This window comes from Streptomyces sp. NPDC045778 (genome assembly GCF_056431945.1).
Window position 1 is genome coordinate 37,445 of record NZ_JBWKJZ010000008.1, and the last position, 23,580, is coordinate 61,024.

Consider the following 23,580-nt stretch of genomic DNA (forward strand, 5'->3'; position numbering starts at 1 on the left):
CGAGGTGCGGGGCCGCGCGCGTGAAGGTGTGTGGCCTTACGGAAGCGCGGCCCGGGGGGCGGCGGGAGTGCGGTGCGCGGGTCAGGCGGCCGAGGCGGATTCCTGGGCCTGGTCCGGGGCGCCCAGGAGCTGTCGCAGCAGGGCGCCCCTCCGCTGGGGCGCGGCGTCCGCCAGCAGCGTGGCGAGGACGGCGATGCGTGCCTGCCCCGCGCGCAGGGTGCCGGTGAGGACCGCGCCCGCGGCGACGAGGTCGACCGCGCCGCCGCCGGTGTAGATCTCGGCGACCGGGCCGGAGTGCACCCGGGTGGTGACGGCCACCAGGACGCCGCGGTCCACCGCCGCCGCGATGGCCTCGGCGAACCGCGGAGTCGCGTTGCCCGCCCCGGTGGCGACGAGCACGATGCCCCGCGCCCCGGCCGCGACCGCGGCGTCCAGGAGCAGCGGGTCGGCGTCGCAGTGGTGCATCACGATGTCGACCCGGGGCAGCGGCCCCGAGCCCACGGGCACGGGCAGCGGGGCGGGCCGCTCGGGGCGCCTGTCGATGTCCACGCGACCGAAGCCGAGGCGCCCCACGAGCTGCCCGGACGGGTCGGCGAAGGGGTGCGCGTCCAGGGTGCGCGTCTTCACGGTGCCGCGCGCCGCGTGCACCGTGCCGTCGAAGACGACCAGGACCCCCATGTCCCGTACGGTCACGGCGACTTGCAGGGCGTCGTACACATTGCCCGGGCCGTCGCCGTCGGCGGCGCCCAGCGGGCGCTGCGCGCCGGTGAACACCACGGGGCGCGGGTCGTCGTGGTGCAGGTCGACGAAGAAGGCCGACTCCTCCAGGGTGTCGGTGCCGTGCGTGACCACGACCCCGGCCACGCCGGGGTCGGCGAGCACCTCGCGAACCGCGCGCAGGAGGGTGAGCTGCCGGGCGGAGGTCATGCTGGAGCTGTTCACGTTGAACAGGTCGACGACCTCGACCTGGACGCCGTCCGGCACGGCGGACTGGGCCAGGACCTCGCCGCCGGACGCGTCGGCGGCGTATCCGGTGCCCTGCCAGCGGCTGGCTATGGTGCCGCCGGTGCTGATGACGACGACCCGCCGCGGGGCCGTCGGGGATGCCAGCTGCGTCATGGGCGCGGGCCTGCCTCTCCATGAGTGGGGGGCGGCCGGGCGCCGCTCGTCACACCGCGCGGCCGCATTGAACGACGGCCAGAGGTTCACGGACAGTCGCGCCGCAAGAATAGGCGAGTCTCTGCGCAATCGGATTGCGATATCCACCCGGCTACCCGGGATGGCTTGGTGCAGAATTGCGCCATGGACCGGATCGATCTCGATATCTTGCGTGAGCTTCAGAAGGACGGCCGTCTCAGCAACCAGGAGCTGGCCCAGCGCATCGGCCTCAGCGCCTCCCCCTGCCTGCGGCGGGTGCGGCAGCTGGAGCAGGACGGCGTGATCCAGGGCTACCGCGCGGTCGTCGACCCGGAGGCGGTCGGCCGCGGCTTCGAGGTGCTGGTCTCCATCGAGGTCCGCCGGGACCGGGAGACGGTCGAGGCGTTCGAGGCGGCGCTCCAGGACATCCCCGACGTCATCGAGGCGTACCGCCTCTTCGGCAGCCCCGGCTGCCTGCTGCGCATCGCGGTCGCCGACCTGGCCGCGTACGAGCGCCTGTGGATCGAGCGGCTCACGACCCTGGACGGGGTCACCGAGGTCAACTCCCAGATCATCATGAAGCGCATCAAGGAACCCCGCGGCCTCCCTGTGGACCGGGTGCCGAAGCCGTGAGCGGCTGCTTGCGCTCCCGGGATCCGAGGAGCCGGAGTCGACGCGGGGGGGGCGGGCGGCGCCCTCGGCGGCGGCTCGTCCTTCGTCTCCTGCCCGGCCCCCGGGGTCGCTCACTTCCGCAGCCAGTGGCTCACCGTCTCGCGCCACTGCTCGAACAGGGCGCGGTCCCCGATGATCTCGGGCCCTTCGGCGAGGACCGACTCGCGCTGGTAGAGGGCCAGCAGCAGGGCGGCGGCCGGGCCGCGGACCGCGACCGCGGCCTTCTCGTGCGTACGCCGGGTCGTGATGGCGTCGCCGGTGAGGTCGACGAACCACTCCCCCGCGCTCGCGGGCTCGGCGTCGGTGGCGTGGAAGTGGACCGTGCGGCCGGGGCCGAGCAGGGCACGCAGGTGCTCCTCGGACTCGTACACCTGCGGCAGCACGGTGAACTCCATCCACTCCTCCACGCCGATCAGCGCGACGTCCGCGGCCAGGGCGTACGGACCGCCGACGGCGACGGCCGCGTCCGCGCGGTGCAGGACCGTCTCGAACAGCATGCGGTGCGCCCAGAACTCCGAGGTGCCGCCGGGCGCGGGCGTCCACACCGGGGCGTCCGGACCCGCCTCGCGCAGGGTGCCGGCGAGGCGCGCCGCGCCCTCGGCCACCCAGTCCGCGAGGGCGGCGGCGTCGGCGCGGTCGTCCCCGGCGACGTCGTCGACCTGGTCGTGGGGCACCGGTCCGCTCGCCCGGGTGCGGACCACGGCCTCGGCCCAGCGGTGCGCGCCGCCCACGTGCCGCAGGAGGTTGCCGAGGCTCCAGCCGGGACAGGTCCGCACCGGCACCGCGAGGTCGGCGTCCTTGACCTGGGCCCTCAAGTGGTCGGCCTGCGTGCTGATTTCGGATACGTGGCGATCGAAGCTCACCTTGGTCATGGCCTCACGGTAGATCATGCCTCGGGCCTCGGCGCGGGCTTTGAACACGCCACCGCCCGGGGCTCGGACGTCACGAGGCGGTCGCCAGGAACTGCGTGGCCGCCAGCTCGCCGTAGAGCGGGTCCGACGCCACGAGGGCGTCGTGCGTGCCCGTCGCCCGGACCTTGCCCGCGTCCATGACGACGATCTGGTCGGCGAGCGTCACCGTCGACAGGCGGTGCGCGACGACCAGGACCGTCACCTCGCGGGACACCTCGGCGACGACGTCGCGCAGCGCGAGTTCGTTGACCGCGTCGAGCTGCGAGGTGGCCTCGTCCAGGAGCAGCAGCCGGGGCTTGCGCAGCAGGGCGCGGGCGATGGCCACACGCTGGCGCTCGCCGCCGGAGAGCTTGGAGCCGCGGTGGCCGACGACCGTGTCGAGACCGTCGGGCAGGCGCTCGACGAGCGCGTCGAGGCGGGACCTCACCAGGACGTCGCGCAGGTCGGTCTCGGTGGCCTCCGGAGCGGCGAACACGAGGTTCTCGCGCAGGGTGCCCGCGAGCACCGGCGCGTCCTGTTCGACGTAACCGATGGCTGCGCGCAGGTCGGCGAGCGGCCAGTCCCGTACGTCCTTGCCGTCGACGAGGACGCGGCCGCCGGTGGCCTCGTAGAACCGCTCGACGAGTCCGAACACGGTGGTCTTGCCCGCGCCGGAAGGGCCGACGAAGGCGGTCATGCCGGGGCTGGGGACGGTGAAGCTCACGCCGTGGTGGACCAGGGGCAGCTCCGCCTGATAGCGGAAGGTGACGTCCTCGAAGGCGACGGAGGCGGGGGCGCTCTCCGCCCCGGCCGCGCGCGGCGATGGCTCGTCCAGCTCCTCGGTCTCCATGCGCTCGGCCCGCACGATGCGGGCGACCGCGGCGGAGCCCACCTGGTACTGGGTGACCGCGTCGACGAGCCGGCTCACCGGGTCGATCAAGTAGAAGAGCAGCATCAAGAACGCCACCAGGGTGGCCACGGAGATCGCCTCGGAGGCGACGCGCGCGCCACCGACGCCGAGCACCGCGAGGAACGACACCTGGATGGCGAAGCCCATGGAACTCCACGCCACCGCCTGCCACTTGGCGGACTTCACGCCGTACCGCCAGGCCTCGTGCGCGGCCTCCTCCACCGCCGCCATCTCGCGCCGCTCGGCACCGGAGGCCTTCAGGGTGCGGAAGGCGCCGAAGGCGCGCTCCAGGGCGGTCGAGATCATACCGACGGCTTCCTGGGAGCGCTCGGTCGCCTTGGAGATCTGCGGCATGACCAGGGCGGTGGCGCCCCCGATGAGGACGATCACGCCGAGGGTGACCCCGAGCAGCACCGCGTCCATGAAGGCCATCATCACGATGGTCGCGATGACCGTGAGGGCGCCGGAGAACGCCGACACCACCGACTGCGTGGTGACGGCCTGGAGCAGCGTGGTGTCCGAGGTGACGCGGGACATCAGGTCGCCGGGCTGTACACGCTCGATCTCGCTGACCTTCAGGCGCAGCAGACGGCGGATCAGGGAGCGCCGGGAGTCGAGGACGACGGACTGGGCGGTGCGTTCCAGGATGTAGCTGCCGACGGACTCGACGGCGGTGCCGATGACGAGGAGTCCGGTCAGGAGGATCAGGATCGAGGAGATCGACTCGTCGTCGGACAGCCGGTTGACCAGTTCCTCGATGGCCACGGGCTGGGCGAGACCGGTGGCCGCGCCGACGAGGGTGAACAGCGCGCCGAGCGCCACCACGCCGCGGTGCGGCCGGAAGTGCCGGTAGAGCACGCTCCAGGTCTCTCTGGCGGGCAGGCGCTCGGGTCTGCCCGTCTCGCTCTCGGACTGCGGGGGCTCCTTACCGCTGTGTTCAGTCACGTTTTACTCAGCCTTGGTCTGCTCGGTGGGGTCTCTCGACAGGGGGCCGCTCGCCCAAGGCGGGGGCCGTGCCGGTCACACCTGGCAGGACGCAGAGCGGGGGTGGGTTACCTGACGCGCCGCACGGACATTCGACCGTCGATTTCAAGCCAGTCGGCGCAGCGGCAGCCGCAGCTCACCGACCCGCAGCAGCCGGGCGAGCAGCAGATAGCCGAGGACCATCGCGGCCGCGCCGGTGGTGAGCGCGAGCGCGGTCCCCGTGGTGCCCACGGGCGCCGATGACCCGAGCCCCCGTGCGACAGCCCAGGCCAGGGCCCCCGCGGGGGCGGCGGCGAGGCCGAGCTTGCCGTAGGTGCGCAGCAGGCGCTTGCCGTCCATGCGCCCGCCGAGGCGCCTGCGCAGCAGCCGCGCGGTGAGCAGCAGCCCCACGGCGTACGACAGCGTGTACGCGCCCGCCATGCCCACGACCGCCCAGCGCGGCGGGAGGAGGTGGTGGCAGGCGGTGGCCAGGGCGATGTTCACGGCGGCGATCCACACGGCCATCCAGAACGGCGTGCGCGTGTCCTCGAAGGCGTAGAAGCCGCGCAGCAGCAGGTACTGGGCGGAGAACGGGATGAGGCCGAGGCCGAAGGCCTGGAGCATCTGGCCGAGGGGCTGCGCGGAGGCGGCGTCGGCCGTGCCGTGCCCGAACAGCAGGGTCGCGGTCTGCGGGCCGAGGGCGAGGAAGAAGAACCCGGCGGGAACGATGACGACCCCGGTCAGGCGCAGGGCGCGCGACAGCTCGCCGCGCAGGTCGTCGGTGCGGCCCTGCGCCGCCGCCGTGCTCAGCCGCGGGAGCAGCGCCGTGACCAGTGAGACGGTGACGATGGACTGCGGCAGGAGCCAGATGGTCTGCGCGTACGAGTACGCGGTGTAGCCTGCGCCCGCGGTGGGCAGTTGCTGGTCGGCCGCGTTGGCGTAGTTGGTGACGACGGTGAGCGCGACCTGGTTGGCGAGGACGAACAGCAGGGTCCAGCGGGCGGCCCGGGCGCTCTTGCGCAGGCCCGCGCCGCGCCAGTCGAACCGCGGCCGGAAGCGGAAGCCCGCCGCGCGGACGTACGGAACGAGGGCGAGGGCCTGGAGGGCGATGCCGCAGGTCGTGCCGATCCCGAGGAGGCGGACCTGGCTCGCGGTGATGTCCCCGACGCGGTCCGGCGCCGTCATGAGGCTCAGATAGGCGCCGAACATGCCGATCAGGACGATGTTGTTGAGGACCGGCGTCCACATCATCGCGCCGAACTTCTCCCGGGCGTTGAGGACCTGCCCCAGCATGCCGAACATCCCGTAGAAGAAGATCTGCGGCAGCAGGAACCGCGCGAAGACGACGGTGAGTTCGAATGCCTCGTGGGTGCCCGGGGTGTCGCGCATGTACAGGCCGACGATCGCGGGAGCCGCCCAGACCGCGAGGGCCGTGCCCACGGCGAGCACGCACAGTACGAGCGTGACCAGGCGCTGTTCGTAGGCCCTGCCGCCGTCGGACTGCGTCGTCCGTGCGCGGACCAGCTGCGGCACGAGCACGGCGTTGAGCGCGCCGCCGATCAGCAGGGTGTACAGGCCCGTCGGCACCGTGTTCGCCGTGTTGTACGTGCTGGCGAGCAGGCCGGTGCCGAGGGCCGCCGCCTGGAGGACCTGGCGGATGAGGCCCGTCGCGCGGGACACGACGGTGCCCAGGGCCATCAGGAGCGAGGAGCGGGCGAGGCCGCCGCCTTTGCCCGGCCCGGCGGCGCTTTTGCCCGGTCCGGCGGCGCTTTTGCCCGGCCCTGGGGCGTGCTTGCTCGGCCTGGCGCCGCGCTTCGGTGCCGCGTGCCGGCCCCTCCTGCCGCCCCGTCGCCCCACTCGCCCGCTTCGCTGCTGTCGCTCGCCCGGGGGTATACCCGCCGGGATGTCCGTCCCCTCCGTCATCGCGCCAATCTACCCAATGCATGATCATCCAGTGGGACGGGCCGCAGGGTCGACCGGCGGGGCCCGCGCCTACGCCCGGAAGGCCTCGGGGCGCTCCGGGCTCGCCGCCGCCAGGGCCTTCGTGACCTCCGCGGCGCCCGCCCGCAGGCCGTACACCGGGGTGTCGGGCTGCTGGCGCCAGGACTCGTCGATGCCGCCCGCGTCCACGGTGTCGAAGCCGAGGGCGTCGATGAGGTCGCGGACGATCCGCTTCGCCGCCGGGTCGTCCCCGGCCACGGGCAGCGCCATGCGGTCGGGGTCGCCCGCGGGCAGCGGCTTGTCGAGGATGTCCGCCGCGTACGTGCCGTTGAACGCCTTGATGACCAGGTGGCCGATCTGCTGCTCGGTCCAGCGGCTCTCGGTCAGGCCGTTCTCGATGGCCTCGATCTTTCCGTCGCGCTGCGGGTAGTAGTTGCCGGTGTCGATCACGGCGAAGCCGTCGGCCGCCTCGTCGAACAGGCCGGACGGCAGGTCCGGGACGCTCTTGAGCGGGATCGTCACGACGACGGCCTCGGCGCCGCGCGCCGCGTCGGCCGCCGTGACGGGCGTGGCCCCGGTCTCCTCGGCGAGGGCGGTGAGCGTGTGCGGGCCGCGGGATTTCGCCACGGACACGTCGTGGCCGAGCGCGGTCAGGCGGCGGGTGAGGTTCCCGCCGATCTCGCCCGCGCCGATGATGCCGATCTTCATGGGGTCCTCCAGGGCCGGGAGGCGTCGCGACCGGATGCCGTCGACGCGTGTGTGCCTCCAACCCCGGGACCGGGTGGTCTATTTCTCTGTGAACGGGCGATGAACAGGGCTCGGAGCACGCGGCCGCCCGGCGTGGGATATTCCCGCCCACCCATCGGATATCCAATGGCAGCGACTCGTTCTCCTATTGGCCGCCTATGGCTGGGGCGGCCTACCTTCGGGGCATGTCGAAGATTCTTTTCGTGATGACCGGCGCCGCGCACTGGACCCTCGCCGACGGCACACCGCACCCGACAGGCTTCTGGGCCGAGGAGGCGGTGGCTCCCTGGACGGCCCTCAAGGCCGCGGGCCACGAGATCGTGGTGGCCACGCCGGGCGGTGTCGCCCCGCCCGTGGACCCGGCCAGCCTCGCGCCGGAGGTGAACGGCGGCGAGCAGGGCGCCGCCGACACCGCAGCCGCGCTGGCCGCCTTCACCGAGCTGAACTCCCCCGTGCCGCTGGAGGACGTGGACCCGGCCGGCTACGCCGCGGTCTTCTACCCCGGCGGCCACGGGCCCATGGAGGACCTGGCCGGCCACGCGGCCTCCGGCAGGCTGCTCGCCCTCACGCTGGCCTCGGGCAAGCCGCTCGCCACCGTGTGCCACGCCACGGCCGCGCTGCTCGCCGCCACGACGGCCGACGGCGCCAACGCCTTCGCGGGCTACCGCCTCACCGGCTTCACCAACGCCGAGGAGACCCAGGCAGGCCTCGCGGACAAGGCCGCGTGGCTGCTCCAGGACCGCCTCGTCGAGGCGGGCGCCGCCTTCGACGCGGGCGAGCCCTGGGCTCCGCACGTGGTCGTCGACCGCAATCTGATCACCGGTCAGAACCCGGCGTCCTCCGCCGGTGTGGCGGCGGAGCTGCTGAAGCAGCTGGACGTCTGAGGGGCCGCGGCCCGGATGTCCTGTCCGACGTGACGCCTCACCAGCGCGTAAGGCTTCGGCCGGGCACCGGCCAACGGGCTGCCGGTGCCCGGCCGGAGTCTCTCTTCACGCCGCGTTGCACATAGGTTCGGGGTCACAGACCTCGTGTCAGAGACCTTGTGTCAGAGACCTCGTGTCCCCCCTGCCGTGTCGTTCGTACGTTGTGATCCAAATGTCGCGATCCGTACGCTGTGAAAGGACCGCTCCCCATGAGCACCGCAAACACCTCGCGTCCCGCCGCCGCCTCGGGCACGTTCGCCCTCGGCGGTGACCTTCCCGTCCACCGCCTCGGCTACGGCGCCATGCAGCTGACCGGCCCCGGCGCCTGGGGCGAGCCCGAGGACCGGGACGAGGCCGTACGCGTGCTGCGCCGTGCCGTCGAACTGGGCGTGACCTTCATCGACACCGCCGACGCCTACGGCCCGTTCGTCAACGAGGTCCTCATCAAGGAAGCGCTGCACCCGTACGCGGACGACCTGGTCATCGCGACCAAGGCCGGCTTCACCCGCCCGGGCCCGGACGAATGGCAGGCCCTCGGCCGCCCCGAGTACCTGCGCCAGCAGGTCGAGTTGAGCCTGCGGCACCTCGGCGTGGAGCGCGTCGACCTGCTCCAGCTGCACCGCGTCGACGAGCAGGTGCCCCTCGCCGACCAGCTGGGCGCGCTCGTCCAGCTCCAGCAGGAGGGCAAGATCCGGCACATCGGCCTGTCCGAGGTGAGTGTCGAGCAGCTCGCACAGGCCCGCGAGATCGCGGAGATCGCCTCCGTGCAGAACAAGTACAACCTGGCCGACCGCGCCTCCGAGGACGTCCTGGAGTACGCCGAGCGCGAGAACATCGCGTTCATCCCGTGGTACCCGATGGCCACCGGCGAACTGGCGCGCCCGGGCGGTCCGCTCGACGCCGCCGCGAAGGAGCACGGCGCCGCCCCCTCGCAGCTCGCCCTGGCCTGGCTGCTGCGCCGCTCGCCCGTGGTGCTCCCCATCCCGGGCACGTCCCGCGTCGCGCACCTGGAGCAGAACACCGCGGCCGCCGAGATCACCCTCACCGACGCCCAGTTCGAGGCGCTCGCGGCCGCCGTCTGACCCCTGCCGTCACCTGCTCCGGCGCTCACCGGCCGCGGTGGGCGCCGGGCCGCCCGCCCGTCCGGCGCCCCACGCGAGCAGCACCGCCGATGCGGCGACCAGGCCACCGCAGAACATCACCGCGACCACCGACACCCGGTCCACCACGACGCCGCCCGCCAGCGCGCCCAGCGAGAAGGTCGCCTGGAAGGAAGCGGTGAAGAGGACCGAGGCCGCCTCCGGGGCGGCGGGCGCCGCCACGGCGAACCAGGTCTGCGAGCACACCGGCACGGCGCCGTACGCGACCCCCCACACGACGAGCAGCGCGACCGCACCGCCCGCCCACCGCCCGGCGACCGGCAGCGCGAGGGCGGCCAGGGCGATCAGCCCCGCCGCTACGGCGAACGCGGCACGCGGCCTGCGCGCCGCCACCGCGCCGCCGACGAAGTTCCCGAGGACACCGGCCGCGCCGTACGCCAGCAGGAACAGGGTCACGAGCCCCGGGCTCAGCCGCGTCACCTCGCCCAGGAAGGGCGCCACGTACGTGTAGGCGCCGAAGTGCGCGAGGACGACGAGGAACGTCATGAGCAGCGCGAGCCGGGTCCCGGAGCCCCGCAGCAGTCCGCGCAGGACCCGCGGGTGGACGGCGTCGGCGGGCGGCAGCGGAGGCAGCAGCGCACGCGTCGCCGCCCATACGGCCACGGACAGGACGCCCATGGCGGCGAAGGCGGTCCGCCACCCGGCGCCGTCCCCCACGAAGGTGCCGAGGGGCACGCCGAGCACCGACCCCAGGGGCACGGCCGAGAAGATGACCGCCTTCGCCCGCCCCACCGACTCCTGGGGCACGAGGCGCTCGGCAAGGCCGGCCGCGATCGACCAGAAGCCGCCGATGGTGACGCCCACGGCGACGCGGGAGACGAGCACGAGCCAGTAGCCGGGCGCGGCCGCCGCGAGGGCGCTCGCGGCGGCCAGCAGCAGCATGAGGGCGCCCAGCGTCGTGCGCCGGTCGACGCGCGCGGTCGCCATGGTCACGACGGGCGCGGACAGCGCCGCCAGCAGACCGGGCATGGTCATCATGAGGCCGGCCGTGCCGTCCGTGACCCGGAAGTCCCGGCCGATGGCGGGGAGCAGGCCGATGGGCAGGATCTCCACCGTCACGATGGCGAAGAGCCCCGTCGTGACGCAGACGACGGAGAGCCGGCGGACGAGCGGGGGCCGGTCGGCCGGGTCGGGCAGGGCTGGGGCGGCGAGGGTGGAAGGCATGGGTCCGTCCTGGTGAGGGGCTGATCGCGGGCCTCAGTCCAGCAGGGCACCCCGCCCGCGGTCTGGCAGGTACGCGACGCCGTGGTCCACCGCCGAGGCCCTCGCGCCCCGGGCCGGGAGGCCTGGCGCCGGACCCGTGCCGCCAAAAACTCCGCGCCCCCGTCCGGCGACGGCTGCTACCATCCCCACCATGATCACGTCCGAGTGCCGCCGCGCCATGATGCCCCGTCAACGGGGCCGCTGATACCGGACGTTCGCGTTTCCGAGGCCCCGATTCGGGGCCTCGTTCCGTTTCCCAGCGGCTTCGGAGCCCCGCCTCTCCCACTGGAGGTTCCGATGACCGCACCCCGTACGTACATCACGACGACGATCCCGTACGTCAACTCCCGCCCGCACCTGGGCTTCGCCCTCGAACTCGTCCAGGCGGACGTGCTCGCCCGCCACCGGCGCCACCGGGGCGACGAGGTCCGGTTCCTGAGCGGGACGGACGACAACTCCCTGAAGAACGTCCTGGCCGCCGAGGCCGAGGGCGTGCCCGTGCACGAGCTGGTCGACCGCAACGCGGAGGCCTTCGCGGCGCTCCGCGAACCGCTCGCGCTGTCCCTCGACGACTTCATCCGCACCAGCAGCGACCCGCGGCACCGCGTGGGCGTGGAGCGGCTGTGGCGCCGGTGCGCGGCCTCCGGAGATCTGTACCGCAAGCACTACGAGGGCCTGTACTGCGTCGGCTGCGAGCAGTTCTGCACCCCGGCCGAACTCGTCGACGGGCGCTGCGCCGAGCACGGCACCGAGCCGCAGCTCGTCGCGGAGGAGAACTGGTTCTTCCGCCTGTCCCGGTACGCGGACCGGCTGCGCGGGCTGATCTCGTCCGGCGAGCTGCGCGTCGAGCCCGCCGCGCGCCGCAACGAGGTGCTCGCCCTCATCGACGGCGGTCTGCACGACTTCTCCGTCTCCCGCTCGCACACCCGCGCCCGCGGCTGGGGCATCCCCGTCCCGGACGATCCGAGCCAGGTCGTGTACGTGTGGTGGGACGCCCTCGGCAACTACGTCACCAGCCTCGGCCACGGCACCGGCGATCCCGCGTACACCCGCTGGTGGCAGCGGAGCACCCGCCGCGTCCACCTCGTCGGCAAGGGCGTCGTGCGCTTCCACGCCGTCTACTGGCCCGCCATGCTCCTGTCGGCCGGCCTGCCGCTGCCCACGGACGTCCTCGTCCACGACTACCTCACCGTCGACGGCCGCAAGATCAGCAAGTCGAGCGGGACGACCGTCGACCCGGCGGAGCTTGTCGCCGCGTACGGCACGGACGCGGTGCGCTGGTGGCTGCTGCGGGACGTACCCCGGGTCGGGGACGCCGACTTCACCCGGGAGCGGCTCGTCGCGCGGGCGGACGCCGACTTCGCCGGCGGGCTCGGGAACCTCGTCAACCGGGTCGTGACGATGGCCCACCGCTTCCGTGACGGCCGCGTCCGTCGTACGCGGTCCGCCGCGGCGGGCACCGAGCGCCTCGACGCGGCCTGCCGCCGGGTGCAGGGCGAGGTCGACGCGGCTCTGGCGGACTTCGACTTCCGGCGGGCGACGGCCGCGGTGTGGCGGATCGTGGAGGAGGCCAACCGCTGCGTCGACGCGACGCGCCCCTGGGAGCTGGCCAAGGCCGAGCGCGCGGGGGACGGGCAGGCGGGCGCCCGCCTCGACACGGTCCTGGCCGCGCTGCTGCACGCCTGCCGCACGCTCTGCGGGCAGCTCGCCCCTTTCGTGCCGGAGTCGGCGGCCCGCGTCGCGGCCCAGCTGGCCGAGACCGACGGCCGGATCCCGGCGCCACGGCCCTTGTTCGCACGGCTCGACGGCCCGGAGACTGAGAGCGGGCGCGTGACGCTCTCGCTGCCCACCTCGGTGCCCACGGGGTGCCGGGAGTTTCACGATCCCCGTTAGCCACGTGACTTTCGAGCACAGGATCGACTTACGTTCTTACAGCCCGTGACCAGCGAAACCCACCCGCGCGGCTCCGATAGCATGATCCGACTCAGGAACGACCCGTGCCCGCTCCCGACCTCACACCCGTGCCGTCCGGCACACCGAGCGACCCGTTTAGTCAGCGTCTAACAAATCGGCCAAACAATTGATATCCATAGTATCGCGGTTGTTTTCGCGAATTAACTCCAGAATTTCGTTCACCACGTGGCGCCGACCACGGGTGATCCTGTGGGTCACCGCGGGTGTGGTGACCCTCGGATTCCTCGTCGTGCTGGAGATCGCCGCGCGCCGCTACGGCGTGCCGGGGCCGATCGGCAACCAGGTGCGAGAGGTGGTGTTCCCGCCTGCTTCGGGGCCGCTGCTGTATGCCGGCATGGCCTTGATGATGGTGGTGCTCACCTGGCGGGAGAGGTTCATCGCGCTGGGCGTCGCGGTCGCCATCGACATCCCCTTCTTCGTGGTGCGGTGGGCGCTCGGCGAAAAGCTGACTTTCGGCAACGGCGCGTTGTGGGTGGTCCTCGGCTGTGCGGTCATCGCGCTCACGCGCCGCACCGGCCACGAGCGGACGCTGCTCCTGAAAGGCGTCGGTCTCGGTCTGCTGCTCGTGGCCGGCCGCAAGACCGGTGACGCCTGGCTGCTCATCACGTCGAAGACCCGCCCGACGGTGCTCGACCAGTACCTGGCGACGGCCGACCACGCGCTCGGCAACCCGTCGTGGGTGGTGGGCCGCGTGATCAGGGCCACCGGCCCGCTGGGCGAGCACTTCCTGGACTTCGTCTACGTCCAGCTCGCGGTGGCCGCGGTGGTCGTCGCCGCCTACCAGCTGCGGAACGTGGCCTCCGAGCGCCGCTTCCCGCGCCATCACCTGGTGCGCACGTTCCTCGTGATCGGGCTGCTCGGGCCGAGCATCTACATGATCTTCCCCGTGGTCGGGCCGATCTTCGCCTACGGCACCGGCGCCTTCGGCACCGGTGGCGGGCACTGGGCGGTGGCCGACATCTGGCCGGACACGCTGCCGGGCACCACGCCGGGCCCCATGACGTACGACGAGATCACCCCGCGCAACTGCATGCCGAGCCTGCACACGGCGTGGGCCACGATCATCTTCATCCACTCCCGCAAGGCCCCGCGGGCGCTGCGCTACGCGGGCACGTTCTGGCTCGTCGCCACGCTCGCCGCGACGCTGGGCTTCGGTTACCACTACGGCGTGGACCTCATCGCCGGTGTCGTGTTCGCGCTCACGGTCGAGGTGGCCGTGCGTTCCTTCGGGCTCGGCTGGGACCGATCGGCGGTCCAGCTGGTCGCCCACGGCACGGTGGTCTTCGCCGCGCTCCTGGTGTCCTACCGCTATCTGGCCGTGGAAATGGCCACGTACCCGTGGGTGTTCGGGCCGCTCCTCCTTCTCGCGATGTCCTCCGTGATCTACGGCTACATACGCACCACGCGGCGCTCGGATCCGAAGCCCGCCCGGTCGCTCCAGCCGGAACCCCAGCCCGAACTGGTGTAGTTCCCGGCCGCGGCACCTGGCCGTGGCCGTCCTCCGCCCAGCTCACCCGCGCCTGGCCGTGCGCGGGTGGGCTCGGCCCCCGGCTCCTCCGCCGCCCCCGCCCCCTGAAGCCCGCGCGGCTCGCGACTCCGTCGCGCGGCCGTAGCCCGCGTGGCAGGATAGGTGGGCTTTTCGTCATTGCTGACATCGCCGGGCCGCTGAAGAATTTCCGGCATGACGCGACAGAGCACTCAGGCAGTGGCGGAGACGAAAAGGGACGCGGGTGGTGACACCGCGTGGGGAGATTTTGGAATTCCGGAAAGCCCGCTGGCGCGGGAGACTCTGCGCTACACACGGGCCATCGAGACACCGGTGATGTTCCACCACAGCATCCGGACTTATCTGTACGGCCGCTTTTCCGGCGAGCAGCGCGGCACGATTCCCGGGCGTGACTACGACGACGAACTGCTCTTCCTCGGGTGCATGCTGCATGACGTCGGCCTCACCGAGGAGGGCAACGGCGCCCAGCGGTTCGAGGTCGACGGCGCGGACCTGGCCGCCGAGTTCCTCACCGCGCAGGGAGTGCCGACGGAACGGGTGGAGGTCGTGTGGGACGCGATCGCCCTGCACACGTCCGAGGGCATCGCCTCGCGCAAGCGGCCCGAGATCGCGCTGGTGAGCGCCGGGGCCCGGCTGGACATCGCGGGCAGCGCCACGGATCTGCCGCCCGGCTACGCGGACCGTGTGCACGCCGCGCTCCCCCGCCTGCACACCGCCGCCGTGCTCCGCGACGTGATCGTCAGCCAGGCCCTCGCCGAGCCGCGCAAGGCGCCGCTGTTCAGCCTGCCCGGCGAGCTGCTGCGGCAGCGGAAGGGTACTCCGCACCCGGAGTGGGAGCAGCTCACGCAGGCGCCGGGCTGGAACGACTTCGCGGGCTACGCGGGCTAGGCCCGGGCGGGGCCACCCGGTCCGGGCAGCGCGCGCTCCTCGCCCTTCGCCCGTCGGTGGCTCGCCACGCGCTCCCGGGTGGCGCAGCGGCGCGAGCAGTAGCGCCGCGCCGCACCGCCGCCGACCGCGAGATACACGTTCGCGCAGCGCGGCGACGCGCACAGACCGCCCGGAGGGCGCTGGCGGTCCCACACCAGCACGGTCAGGGCCATGCACGATGACGCCAGGAGCCACTCCGCCCAGGGCGCCTCGTCGTCGCTGTCCAGATGCGGGTGCCAGGGCGCGCCGCCGCCGTGCGCGCTCAGGCGGACCGGACCGCAGCTCTCGGCGAGGATCCTGTTCAGACGGTGCGCGGCGGCGTCGACGTCGGGCGCGGCGAACACGTCGCGCAGGGACACGGCGGCGGCGCGCATCGCCTCGACGTCCCCGGCGGTCAGACCGAGCGGACCGTCCTCGCCGTACTCGCTCAGCACCGCCTCGACCGCCGCCACCTCCGGTGCCGTGCCGGCGAGGACGTTGACGAGCGCGGCGGTGCGCTGCGCGGTGCGGAGCACGGAGTGCCGGGTCGACCAGTCGTCGTGCGAGCCGCCGTCGGTGTCGCCCCTGGAGTCTCTCGAAGTGTCCACGTCGGCAGTGTAACGCTCTTTCCATGTATTTACGTTACTGCGTAACGTCCTGATGATGATCAGACGTTACAGACTGTCGTGCTACTTGGCGGGCGCCGCGGCGGCCCGTACCGGTGACGAGATGTCGGGGCCCGCCCTGCTGCTCGTGGGGCTCGCCGTCACCGGGTCCGCGTCCGCCGCGTCCGCGCTGCTGGCCGGGATCACGCTGTCGGCGGCCGTGGGCGGCCCCGTCATCGGCGCCATGCTCGACCGGGCGGCACGTCCGGGGCGGCTGCTGGCGGGCGCCCTTGCCGGGTACGCGGCGACGCTGCTGCTCGTCCTGGTGGGCCTGGGGCGGATCCCCTTGCCGGTGGTGGTCGCCACCGCCGTGCTCGGCGGGCTGCTCGGGCCCGCGCTCGCCGGTGGCTGGACCGCTCAACTGCCGCGCGTGGCCACCCCGGAAGGCCTGCCGCGCGCCACCGCGCTCGACGCGCTCACCTACAATGTCGCCGGCCTGGCGGGCCCGGTCCTCGCGGGGCTCGTCGCCCTGCTCGCGGGCGCCCCGGCGGGCGTCGTGGTGTCCCTCGCGCTGATCCTGCTGGCGCTGCCCGCGGCCTGGGCCCTGCCCGGGCGCCCCACGGCGTCCGCTGACGGCCCTGCGGCGGCCTCCCGGCGCGGCCCCGTGGCCTCGATCGCGGCCGATCTGGTCGCCGGGTTCGTCGCCATCGGCAGCACCCGGCCGCTGGCCCGCGCGACGCTGACGTCCGTGGTGTCGTACGTGGGGGTCGGCGTGCTCGTCACCTCCACTCCGCTGCTCGGCGCGGCGGCGCTCGGCTCGTCCCACTCAGGTACGGTCCTGCTGACCGTCCTCGCCGCGGCGTCCCTCGCCGCGAACGCCGTCCTCGCCAAGCGGCCGCGGCTGCTGCGGCCCGACGCCCTCGTGCTGACGAGCACCCTCGTCCTGGCCGTCGCGTTCGCCCTCGCCGCGACGGCCGCGCCGGTGCCGCTCGTCGTCGCGATGATCCTCGCCGGGGCGGCCACAGGCCCTCAGCTCACCGCGCTGTTCGCGGTCCGGCACCGCGAGGCGCCGGAGCGGCTGCGCGGCCAGATCTTCACCACGGGCGCCAGCCTGAAGATCACCGGATACGCGGTCGGCGCGGGCCTCGGCGGGCCGCTCGCCACCTGGTCCCTGCCCGGCGCCCTGCTCGTGGCCGCGGGCTGCGAACTCCTCGCGGCGGCGGGCTATGTGGCCTGCACCGCGCCCTCCCGGCGCGTCGGCCGCCTCCACGCCCGAGGATGAGCCGGAGCGCGCACGGCGACCGGCGCGGGCACGCGCCCCGTGGCACGTCACCCGGACGCGCACCCGTCATGCCCCGGCAAGCCGCGCGTGTCGTCGTAACGTCCGCATCGCCCTTCACCGCTGATCCCCTCGGAAAGGCCCCCGATGTCTCCCAGACCGGCGAGCGACGCCGTGGTGCTCCAGGACTACGACCAGCACGGCCGGGTGTGGGCACTGGCCCCGGCCACGGGGCTGCTCACCCCCGCGTCCGGGCGCTGCCACGGCTTCCTGCACCTCGACGCCGGACCGGACGGCGCGGGCGAACTCCGCGTCGCCGCCGCCCTGTACGCCGAGGAGCGGGGCACGGGCGTCCTGTGGCTCCAGTACGGGCCCCGCCGGTGGGACTGCGCCACGGTGGCCGTACAGCAGGCGTGCGAGGCGGACGGGCACCGCCTGTTCACGGTCTTCGGGCCGCGCGGCCCTGAGCTGGAACTTCGCTACCCGGCACCGGATCCGGGCCCCGCCGGCCCCGCGGACGACTGGATCGACACGGTCGCTGACGACTTCTTCCTCTGGGCCGCCGAGCGCCTCACCGGCGACACCGAGGGCGCACGGCGCGCACTGCTGGAGCACTTCGCGACGGGCTTCCTGCCCGCGTGACTCGACATGCCCTAGTAAGCCCCCGACGCGATGGATCCATGAGCGAGCCGGAGTCATTACACGTACTAGAGGGTGCCACGCGAAGCGGCACCGACGTACAGCGACCCGGAGGTGTGCCATGTGTGCTCATCAGCCGCCGTGCCCGTCCGCGCAGGGATCCGACCGGGACGCCGCGCTGGTCGTCAGCGCCCACCCCGAACAGGGCTGGAGCCTGCTGTGCAACGGCACGATCGTCTTCGACGACACCGGTGAACTCCTGCCCGACGGACGCGTGGTGCCACCGCTGCGCCCGCTCTCACCGCGGCCTCCGACGCTGGCCATAGCGGCCTGAGCGACACACGCCCACGGGCCGCCGTCGTCGTCCGGCGGCCCGCGGGCCGCCGTTCACGGCAGGATCGCTCCGAGCAGTGCCCGCGCGCACAGGTCCCGCACCTGGTCGCGGCCCAGCTCCCCGCTGTCCAGCGTGTCGAGCCACTCCAGGCACACGGCGACCATGAAGGCCAGCCACCCGCGCACGGCGAGGCGCACGGCGGGCAGGTCCTCACCCAGGTGCGCGGTCCCGGGATCGGCGGCGATGGCCTCCAGGATCTGCCGCTCCTGGGCGGCGAGGCCCGCGCGGTAGGCCTCGCGCGCCACCGGATCCCCGGCGGCTTCCGCGCTGTGGAAGGCGCGGAAGCCCTGGGCGTGACTCTCGACGTAGCCGAGGAACGCGTCCAGACCGGCGCTGATCTGCTGCCGGAAGGGCAGGCCCGGCTCGGCCGCCGTCAGGCGCAGCATGCGGGCGCTCTCCCGCTGGACGACGGCGGCGAAGAAGTCCCGCTTGGTCGGGAAGTAGTGGTAGAGCAGGCCGCGCGAGACGCCCGCGATCTCGGCGACCTGCTCGATCCAGACCTCGTCGTAGTGGTTCCGCGCGAAGAGACGGGCGCCCACCGTGAGCAGCTGTTCCCTGCGCTCCTGCGTGCTGAGTCTGCGGCGGATGCGCTCCTGGGCGTTCGCGGCCATGCGAGCACCTTACTTGACGTCGGTTCAACAGCGGGCGGAGACTGGCCCCGCCTATTGAATCCACGTACAAGAAGGCCGAACTCGGCTTGTCGGCAAGGGAGATGGTGGCCGTGGCGCAGACGACGCGGCAGTCGGGCGGTGCCACCGGGCTGCCCAAGGGGTTTCGTGGCGCGGAGCTGGGCTGGCCGCAGCTGCACCGGATACCGCGTCCGCCGCGCCGCGTGCCGCTGCTCGGGGACGTGCTCGGCGTCGATCCGCGCACGCCGCTCCAGGACTCGATGCGGATCGGGGCCGACCTCGGGCCGATCTTCCGGCGCAAGGTCTTCGGCAAGGAGATCGTGTTCGTGTGGGGCGCCCGGCTCGCGGGCGAGCTGGCCGACGAGTCGCGGTTCGCCAAGCACGTGGGACTCGGCGTTGCCAATCTGCGCCCGGTGGCGGGGGACGGCCTGTTCACGGCGTACAACCACGAGCCCAACTGGCAGCTCGCGCACGACATCCTCGCGCCGGGCTTCAGCCGGGACGCCATGGCGGGCTACCACCCCCTGATGCTCGACGTCGCCGAGCAGCTGACGGCCCGCTGGGACGCCGAAGCGGCGGCGGGCCGGGCCGTCGACGTGCCCGGTGACATGACCAAGCTGACGCTTGAGACGATCGCCCGCACGGGATTCGGGCACGACTTCGGCTCCTTCGAGCGCGCCCGGCCACACCCGTTCGTGACGGCCATGGTCGGCACGCTCTCGTACGCCCAGCGCCGCAACGTCGTGCCGCCCGCGCTCGCGCCCGTGCTGCTGCGCGGGGCCGAGCAGCGCAACGCCGCCCATATGGCGTACTTGAACCGGACCGTGGACGAGGTGGTGGCGGCCCGGCGTGCGGCGGACCCCTCGGGCGCCCGCGGTGACCTCCTGGACCGGATGCTGGAGGTCGCGCACCCGGAGACCGGCGAGCGCCTCTCGGCCGAGAACATCCGGCGGCAGGTCATCACGTTCCTGGTGGCCGGGCACGAGACGACGTCCGGCGCCCTGTCGTTCGCGCTGCACTATCTGGCGCGGCACCCCGAAGTGCTCGCCCGCGCGCGGGACGAGGTGGACCAGGTGTGGGGTGACGCGCGGTCACCGGCGTACGAACAGGTGGCGAAGTTGCGGTACGTGCGCCGTGTGCTCGACGAGTCGCTGCGGCTGTGGCCGACGGCGCCCGCCTTCTCGCGGGAGGCTCGCGAGGACACCGTGCTCGGCGGCGTGCATCCGATGCGCCGCGGCGCCTGGGCGGTGGTCCTGGCCGTGCTGCTGCACCGGGACCCGGGGGTGTGGGGCGAGCGGCCGGAGGAGTTCGACCCGGAGCGGTTCGCGCCCGCGGCCGTGCGGGGGCGGCCCGCGCACGCCTTCAAGCCGTTCGGCACGGGCGCGCGGGCCTGCATCGGCCGTCAGTTCGCGCTGCACGAGGCGACGCTGGTGCTCGCGCTGCTGCTGCGCCGCTACGACCTGCTGCCCGAGCCCGGCTACCGGCTGCGGGTCACCGAGCGCCTCACGCTGATGCCCCGGGGCCTGCGGCTGCGGCTCACCCGCAGGAGCGTTCCCGGGGTGACGGACGGGCACGCGCGGGGCGCTTGAGGGGCAATTGTCAGACCCGTGCGCAAGAGTGGAGGTTGCACCTTCACTCATTGGACCCGCGGGCTAAGGAGCCAAGCGACATGACCGGCACGACGTATCCCGAACTGGCCGCCGCCCAGGCCTGCTTGCGGCTGCTGCACACCGCGCGGGCCGCGCTCTCCGACCCCGTCACTCCGCAGACCGCGGCCCTGCTCGCCGTGCCGATCGCGGACGCCGACGACGCCCTGCGCAGGGCGGGCCTCGCGGGCAACGAGGCGGCGCTGCTCCACCGCATCTACGACCTCACGCCCCTGCCCGCCCCCGCGCGCGAGGGGAGCGTGCGGTGACCGGCGGAGAGGACACGGCGCGGAGCAACGCGGCGTACGGCAAGAAGCCCTTCAAGCGCTCCAAGAGCCACTTCGCCGACCGCGTCACGAAGGACGGGCGGGACGGCTGGCCGGTCGAGGCGGGGCGCTACCGCCTGGTGATCAGCCGCGCCTGCCCCTGGGCGAGCCGCGCGGCCGTCTCCCGGCGTCTGCTCGGCCTGGAGGGCGCGCTGTCCCTGGCGGTCGTCGACCCCCTCCAGGACGACCGGAGCTGGCGCTTCACCCTCGACCCCGACGGCCGCGACCCGGTCCTCGGCATCCGCTATCTCAGTGAGGCGTACGACGCGCGGGAGACCGGCTATCCGGGCGGCGTGAGCGTCCCCGCCCTGGTGGACGTGGAGAGCGGCAAGCTGGTGACGAACGACTACCAGCAGCTGACGCTCGACCTCGCCACACAGTGGCGGGACCTGCACCGTGCCGGTGCGCCCGACCTGTATCCGCAGCCGCTGCGGGACGAGATCGACGACGTCATGGACGGCATCTACCGCGACGTGAACAACGGCGTGTACCGCGCGGGATTCGCCTCGTCCCAGAGCGAGTACGAGGCCGCGTGCCGAGACGTCTTCCACCGCCTTGAGGAGACATCCCGACGGCTCGCGCACCGCCGCTATCTGGTCGGCGACAGCATCACCGAAGCCGACATCCGCCTCTTCACGACCCTGGTGCGCTTCGACGCCGTGTACCACGGCCACTTCAAGTGCAACCGCTGGAAGCTGTCCGAGGACCCGGTGCTCTGGGCCTACGCCCGCGATCTCTACCAGACGCCGGGCTTCGGCGACACCGTCGACTTCGACCACATCAAGCGGCACTACTACCAGGTGCACACCGGCATCAACCCGACGGGCATCGTGCCCCTCGGGCCCGACCTCGACGGATGGCTGACACCGCATCACCGCGAGCAGCTCGGCGGACGCCCGTTCGGCGACGGGACGGCGCCGGGGCCGGTGCCGGAGGGCGAGGAGGTGCCGGTGACGGGGCAGCCGTGAGGACGGCCATTGACGGGGCAGCCGTGAGGGCGGCCATCAGCACGGGGCCGCCGGGGGACGGCTCTCCCCTCAGGCGCACCCGACGCGTTCGACAGCCTTGAGGACGTGTCCCGCTCCGTCCTCCGTCGCCATCACGCGGGCGACGGCCTGCGCGGCGGCCGTGTGCGCGCCCTCGCGGACAGCCCGGGTGAGGGCGTCGGCGAGGCGTTCCGCGGTGAGCTTCTTGAAGGGGACGGGGCCGGGCGCGGCGCCCAGCGCGGTCATCCGGGCCGCCCAGAAGGCCTGATCGGCGGCGACGGGCACCGGCACGGCGGGCACCCCGGCCCGCAGCTCCGCCGCCGTGGTGCCCGCGCCCGCGTGGTGGACCACGGCCGCCATGCGCGGGAAGAGCAGGGCGTGCGGCACCTCACCGACCGTCAGGATTCCCTCGCCCGTGGCCCGGAGACCGGCCCGCCCGGTTTGCAGCACACCGCGAAGGCCGGCTCGGCGCAGGGCCGCGACGGCCAGTTCGCCCAGGCGCTCGCCCTGGCCCGCCGCCATGCTGCCGAAGCCGATGAACACGGGCGGTGCGCCGTCGTCCAGGAACTCCTCGACGGCGGCGGGCAGCCGGGCGCCGGGGGCGAGGTGCGGCCACCAGTTCCCCACGACGTCGAGCCCGGCGCGCCAGTCGGCCGGGCGCGGCACGACGGCCGGTGAGAAGCCGTGCAGCACCCGCCAGTGCCCCGCTTCCTGCCGGGCGCGGACAGCGGCGGGCGTGGCGGCGGGCAGGTCGAGCCGGGCCCGCAGGTCCCGGATCGCGTCGGCGTAGACGCGGTCGACCATGCGCAGCGCGAGGCGGCCCGCCGCGCGGTTGCCCACGGCGCCGAGGGAGCGCCCGCCGCTCACCACGGGCGCGAAGTCCCGGGTCGGATGGGCGGGCTGGAGGTAGGCACCGACGGCCGGCACGCCCCTGGCCTCCGCGAGCTGCCAGCCGAGCGGCGCCGTGGTGGCGGACAGGACGAGCAGGTCGGCGCCTTCCGCGGCATCGGCGACTCCGGCGCCCAGCTGTCGTACGAACGCGCGGGCGGTCCGGATCAAATCCTTGCGGCGCGCGGCGGGCCCACTCGCTCCCGGGTCGGCGGGAAGGACGCGGAACCCCAGGCCGGAGGCGCGCACCAGGCGTTCGAAGACGGCGGGGGCGGCGAGCGTGACGTCATGGCCCGCCGCGGCCAAGTGGGCGCCGAGGCCCGTGTACGGGGCGATGTCGCCGTACGAACCGGCCGCGGTGATGAGAATCTTCATCGGCATCCTTCGGCTGACGGTATGTCACTCTCACCCTCAGGTTTAGGGTGATGGTTCTCCTGGACGTGTGCGGCGGCGTTCGCGCGGACGGCCTCCCACAGGTACCGCGCGAGGCCCGGCCGCTGTTGCCCGGGGGGCACGAGCAGGGCGAAGGCCCGTGGGTCGGTCGCGAAGTCGTCGGCGACGCGCAGGTGCATGTCGGGCGGGCAGTCCGTGAACCAGCGGGTGATGTGCTGCCGGTGCCGCTCGGCGAGCGCCCTGGCCGTGGGCCCGTCGGCGGGCTCGTCGGCGTCGAAGGCCGCGAGGACGTCGGCGCGCCAGGCCGCCGCCTCGCCCATGAGCCGGGCCCAGTCCTCCTTGGAGTGCTCGGCGGCGCGCGCCATGGCCTGCCGGTGCCCGGCGCTGTCCTGCCACTTCAGCTCCGCCTCCGTGGCGTAGCTGAGGTCGAAGCCGATCTCGCCGAACACCTCGAACCGCTCGCGCGGGCCGAGCCGCACGCCGGTCTGCTGCACCTCCATGGCCCGTTCGGCGACCGCCACGAGCCGCTCCAGTTTGCCGATCTGCTCCCGCAGCGCCTTGTGCCGGGCCCGCAGCTGGTCGAGCGCGTCGGCGTGGGGGTCCGCCAGGATCTCCGCGATCTCGTCGAGCGCGAAGCCCAGCTCCCGGTAGAACAGGACCTGCTGGAGGCGGGCGAGGTCGGTGTCGCTGTAGAGGCGGTAGCCGCCCGGGCTGCGCTCGCTCGGCGTGAGCAGCCCGGCCCGGTCGTAGTGGTGCAGGGTGCGGACCGTGACCCCGGCGAAGCCGGCGACCTGCCCGACGGTGTAACTCATGGCGCTTGCCCTTTCGTCGGCGTCCAGCGTGCGGCCTGACGTGACGTGAG

22 protein-coding genes are annotated in these 23,580 nt (G+C 73.3%); 12 read left to right on the top strand and 10 right to left on the bottom strand.

The window, feature by feature from the left end:
• Nucleotides 1-81: 81 nt before the first annotated feature.
• Nucleotides 82-1,119 carry an asparaginase gene (locus tag AC07GB_RS12530; protein WP_478844390.1) on the bottom strand — a complete coding sequence of 346 codons (1,038 nt, stop codon included), beginning with the start codon at nucleotides 1,117-1,119 and terminating at the stop codon, nucleotides 82-84.
• A 183-nt stretch (nucleotides 1,120-1,302) separates the two neighbouring features.
• Between AC07GB_RS12530 and AC07GB_RS12535 the strand changes: the two genes are divergently transcribed.
• On the top strand, nucleotides 1,303-1,770 hold the full coding sequence (locus AC07GB_RS12535) for an Lrp/AsnC family transcriptional regulator (RefSeq protein WP_478844392.1): 468 nt from the start codon (nucleotides 1,303-1,305) through the stop codon (nucleotides 1,768-1,770).
• Nucleotides 1,771-1,880: 110 nt separating this feature from the next.
• On the opposite strand, the gene AC07GB_RS12540 is transcribed toward AC07GB_RS12535, so the two are convergent.
• From AC07GB_RS12540 to AC07GB_RS12555, 4 genes are all read right to left on the bottom strand, one after another.
• A complete protein-coding gene (locus AC07GB_RS12540) occupies nucleotides 1,881-2,681 on the bottom strand; it encodes a maleylpyruvate isomerase family mycothiol-dependent enzyme (RefSeq protein ID WP_478844394.1) in 801 nt (266 codons plus the stop codon).
• A 70-nt stretch (nucleotides 2,682-2,751) separates the two neighbouring features.
• Nucleotides 2,752-4,491, bottom strand: a complete 1,740-nt coding sequence (locus AC07GB_RS12545; protein ID WP_478844829.1) for an ABC transporter ATP-binding protein — start codon at nucleotides 4,489-4,491, stop codon at nucleotides 2,752-2,754.
• 207 nt (nucleotides 4,492-4,698) lie between these two features.
• Complete coding sequence (gene murJ, locus AC07GB_RS12550) at nucleotides 4,699-6,270, bottom strand: murein biosynthesis integral membrane protein MurJ (protein ID WP_478844396.1); 1,572 nt, start codon at nucleotides 6,268-6,270, stop codon at nucleotides 4,699-4,701.
• 294 nt (nucleotides 6,271-6,564) lie between these two features.
• Nucleotides 6,565-7,221 carry an NADPH-dependent F420 reductase gene (locus AC07GB_RS12555; RefSeq protein WP_478844398.1) on the bottom strand — a complete coding sequence of 219 codons (657 nt, stop codon included), beginning with the start codon at nucleotides 7,219-7,221 and terminating at the stop codon, nucleotides 6,565-6,567.
• Nucleotides 7,222-7,445: 224 nt separating this feature from the next.
• On the opposite strand from AC07GB_RS12555, the gene AC07GB_RS12560 reads away from it, so the two are divergent.
• Nucleotides 7,446-8,144, top strand: a complete 699-nt coding sequence (locus tag AC07GB_RS12560) for a type 1 glutamine amidotransferase domain-containing protein (RefSeq protein ID WP_478844400.1) — start codon at nucleotides 7,446-7,448, stop codon at nucleotides 8,142-8,144.
• Between the two features lie 248 nt (nucleotides 8,145-8,392).
• On the top strand, nucleotides 8,393-9,265 hold the full coding sequence (locus AC07GB_RS12565; RefSeq protein WP_478844402.1) for an aldo/keto reductase: 873 nt from the start codon (nucleotides 8,393-8,395) through the stop codon (nucleotides 9,263-9,265).
• A gap of 9 nt (nucleotides 9,266-9,274) precedes the next feature.
• On the opposite strand, the gene AC07GB_RS12570 is transcribed toward AC07GB_RS12565, so the two are convergent.
• Nucleotides 9,275-10,507 (bottom strand): MFS transporter, encoded by a 1,233-nt coding sequence (locus tag AC07GB_RS12570; RefSeq protein ID WP_478844403.1) that lies wholly within the window; start codon nucleotides 10,505-10,507, stop codon nucleotides 9,275-9,277.
• A 336-nt stretch (nucleotides 10,508-10,843) separates the two neighbouring features.
• On the opposite strand from AC07GB_RS12570, the gene AC07GB_RS12575 reads away from it, so the two are divergent.
• The 3 genes from AC07GB_RS12575 to AC07GB_RS12585 all read left to right on the top strand — a co-directional run bounded on the left by AC07GB_RS12575 (nucleotide 10,844) and on the right by AC07GB_RS12585 (nucleotide 14,915).
• Entirely contained in the window at nucleotides 10,844-12,439 is a 1,596-nt protein-coding gene (locus AC07GB_RS12575) for a methionine--tRNA ligase (RefSeq protein WP_478844404.1), read from the top strand.
• A gap of 232 nt (nucleotides 12,440-12,671) precedes the next feature.
• A complete protein-coding gene (locus AC07GB_RS12580; protein WP_478844831.1) occupies nucleotides 12,672-13,988 on the top strand; it encodes a phosphatase PAP2 family protein in 1,317 nt (438 codons plus the stop codon).
• A gap of 213 nt (nucleotides 13,989-14,201) precedes the next feature.
• On the top strand, nucleotides 14,202-14,915 hold the full coding sequence (locus AC07GB_RS12585; protein WP_478844406.1) for an HD domain-containing protein: 714 nt from the start codon (nucleotides 14,202-14,204) through the stop codon (nucleotides 14,913-14,915).
• Here the strand turns inward: AC07GB_RS12585 and AC07GB_RS12590 are convergent.
• Entirely contained in the window at nucleotides 14,912-15,541 is a 630-nt protein-coding gene (locus tag AC07GB_RS12590) for a CGNR zinc finger domain-containing protein (RefSeq protein ID WP_478844408.1), read from the bottom strand. The two genes, AC07GB_RS12585 and AC07GB_RS12590, sit on opposite strands and share 4 nt — an antisense overlap.
• Before the next feature lie 55 nt (nucleotides 15,542-15,596).
• Between AC07GB_RS12590 and AC07GB_RS12595 the strand changes: the two genes are divergently transcribed.
• The 3 genes from AC07GB_RS12595 (at nucleotide 15,597) to AC07GB_RS12605 (ending at nucleotide 17,790) form a co-directional block, all read left to right on the top strand.
• A complete protein-coding gene (locus AC07GB_RS12595; protein WP_478844410.1) occupies nucleotides 15,597-16,820 on the top strand; it encodes an MFS transporter in 1,224 nt (407 codons plus the stop codon).
• Between the two features lie 144 nt (nucleotides 16,821-16,964).
• On the top strand, nucleotides 16,965-17,459 hold the full coding sequence (locus AC07GB_RS12600) for a hypothetical protein (RefSeq protein ID WP_478844412.1): 495 nt from the start codon (nucleotides 16,965-16,967) through the stop codon (nucleotides 17,457-17,459).
• 118 nt (nucleotides 17,460-17,577) lie between these two features.
• Nucleotides 17,578-17,790, top strand: coding sequence for a DUF5999 family protein (locus AC07GB_RS12605; RefSeq protein WP_478844414.1), 213 nt, complete (start codon nucleotides 17,578-17,580; stop codon nucleotides 17,788-17,790).
• Between the two features lie 53 nt (nucleotides 17,791-17,843).
• On the opposite strand, the gene AC07GB_RS12610 is transcribed toward AC07GB_RS12605, so the two are convergent.
• Nucleotides 17,844-18,461 (bottom strand): TetR/AcrR family transcriptional regulator, encoded by a 618-nt coding sequence (locus tag AC07GB_RS12610; RefSeq protein ID WP_478844416.1) that lies wholly within the window; start codon nucleotides 18,459-18,461, stop codon nucleotides 17,844-17,846.
• 101 nt (nucleotides 18,462-18,562) lie between these two features.
• Between AC07GB_RS12610 and AC07GB_RS12615 the strand changes: the two genes are divergently transcribed.
• The 3 genes from AC07GB_RS12615 (at nucleotide 18,563) to AC07GB_RS12625 (ending at nucleotide 21,419) form a co-directional block, all read left to right on the top strand.
• Nucleotides 18,563-20,068: a cytochrome P450 gene (locus AC07GB_RS12615; protein WP_478844833.1), complete on the top strand. Its 1,506-nt coding sequence runs from the start codon at nucleotides 18,563-18,565 to the stop codon at nucleotides 20,066-20,068.
• A gap of 80 nt (nucleotides 20,069-20,148) precedes the next feature.
• Entirely contained in the window at nucleotides 20,149-20,394 is a 246-nt protein-coding gene (locus tag AC07GB_RS12620; RefSeq protein ID WP_478844418.1) for a hypothetical protein, read from the top strand.
• Nucleotides 20,391-21,419 (top strand): glutathione S-transferase family protein, encoded by a 1,029-nt coding sequence (locus AC07GB_RS12625; protein ID WP_478844420.1) that lies wholly within the window; start codon nucleotides 20,391-20,393, stop codon nucleotides 21,417-21,419. The genes AC07GB_RS12620 and AC07GB_RS12625 overlap by 4 nt, the downstream gene beginning before the upstream one ends.
• A 69-nt stretch (nucleotides 21,420-21,488) precedes the next feature.
• Here AC07GB_RS12625 and AC07GB_RS12630 read toward each other — a convergent pair whose 3' ends face one another.
• Nucleotides 21,489-22,700 (bottom strand): glycosyltransferase, encoded by a 1,212-nt coding sequence (locus AC07GB_RS12630; protein WP_478844422.1) that lies wholly within the window; start codon nucleotides 22,698-22,700, stop codon nucleotides 21,489-21,491.
• Nucleotides 22,697-23,530 (bottom strand): MerR family transcriptional regulator, encoded by an 834-nt coding sequence (locus AC07GB_RS12635; protein ID WP_478844424.1) that lies wholly within the window; start codon nucleotides 23,528-23,530, stop codon nucleotides 22,697-22,699. The genes AC07GB_RS12630 and AC07GB_RS12635 overlap by 4 nt, the downstream gene beginning before the upstream one ends.
• Nucleotides 23,531-23,580: the final 50 nt, after the last annotated feature.

Coding starts and splice junctions, on each gene's coding strand:
- AC07GB_RS12530 (WP_478844390.1), bottom strand. CDS start 1,119: ATGACGCAGCTGGCATCCCCGACGGCCCCGCGGCGGGTCGTCGTCATC.
- AC07GB_RS12635 (WP_478844424.1), bottom strand. CDS start 23,530: ATGAGTTACACCGTCGGGCAGGTCGCCGGCTTCGCCGGGGTCACGGTC.
- AC07GB_RS12575 (WP_478844404.1), top strand. CDS start 10,844: ATGACCGCACCCCGTACGTACATCACGACGACGATCCCGTACGTCAAC.
- AC07GB_RS12620 (WP_478844418.1), top strand. CDS start 20,149: ATGACCGGCACGACGTATCCCGAACTGGCCGCCGCCCAGGCCTGCTTG.
- murJ (WP_478844396.1), bottom strand. CDS start 6,270: ATGGCCCTGGGCACCGTCGTGTCCCGCGCGACGGGCCTCATCCGCCAG.
- AC07GB_RS12570 (WP_478844403.1), bottom strand. CDS start 10,507: ATGCCTTCCACCCTCGCCGCCCCAGCCCTGCCCGACCCGGCCGACCGG.
- AC07GB_RS12560 (WP_478844400.1), top strand. CDS start 7,446: ATGTCGAAGATTCTTTTCGTGATGACCGGCGCCGCGCACTGGACCCTC.
- AC07GB_RS12535 (WP_478844392.1), top strand. CDS start 1,303: ATGGACCGGATCGATCTCGATATCTTGCGTGAGCTTCAGAAGGACGGC.
- AC07GB_RS12595 (WP_478844410.1), top strand. CDS start 15,597: ATGATCAGACGTTACAGACTGTCGTGCTACTTGGCGGGCGCCGCGGCG.
- AC07GB_RS12555 (WP_478844398.1), bottom strand. CDS start 7,221: ATGAAGATCGGCATCATCGGCGCGGGCGAGATCGGCGGGAACCTCACC.
- AC07GB_RS12585 (WP_478844406.1), top strand. CDS start 14,202: ATGACGCGACAGAGCACTCAGGCAGTGGCGGAGACGAAAAGGGACGCG.
- AC07GB_RS12540 (WP_478844394.1), bottom strand. CDS start 2,681: ATGACCAAGGTGAGCTTCGATCGCCACGTATCCGAAATCAGCACGCAG.
- AC07GB_RS12610 (WP_478844416.1), bottom strand. CDS start 18,461: ATGGCCGCGAACGCCCAGGAGCGCATCCGCCGCAGACTCAGCACGCAG.
- AC07GB_RS12630 (WP_478844422.1), bottom strand. CDS start 22,700: ATGAAGATTCTCATCACCGCGGCCGGTTCGTACGGCGACATCGCCCCG.
- AC07GB_RS12615 (WP_478844833.1), top strand. CDS start 18,563: ATGGTGGCCGTGGCGCAGACGACGCGGCAGTCGGGCGGTGCCACCGGG.
- AC07GB_RS12565 (WP_478844402.1), top strand. CDS start 8,393: ATGAGCACCGCAAACACCTCGCGTCCCGCCGCCGCCTCGGGCACGTTC.
- AC07GB_RS12600 (WP_478844412.1), top strand. CDS start 16,965: ATGTCTCCCAGACCGGCGAGCGACGCCGTGGTGCTCCAGGACTACGAC.
- AC07GB_RS12605 (WP_478844414.1), top strand. CDS start 17,578: ATGTGTGCTCATCAGCCGCCGTGCCCGTCCGCGCAGGGATCCGACCGG.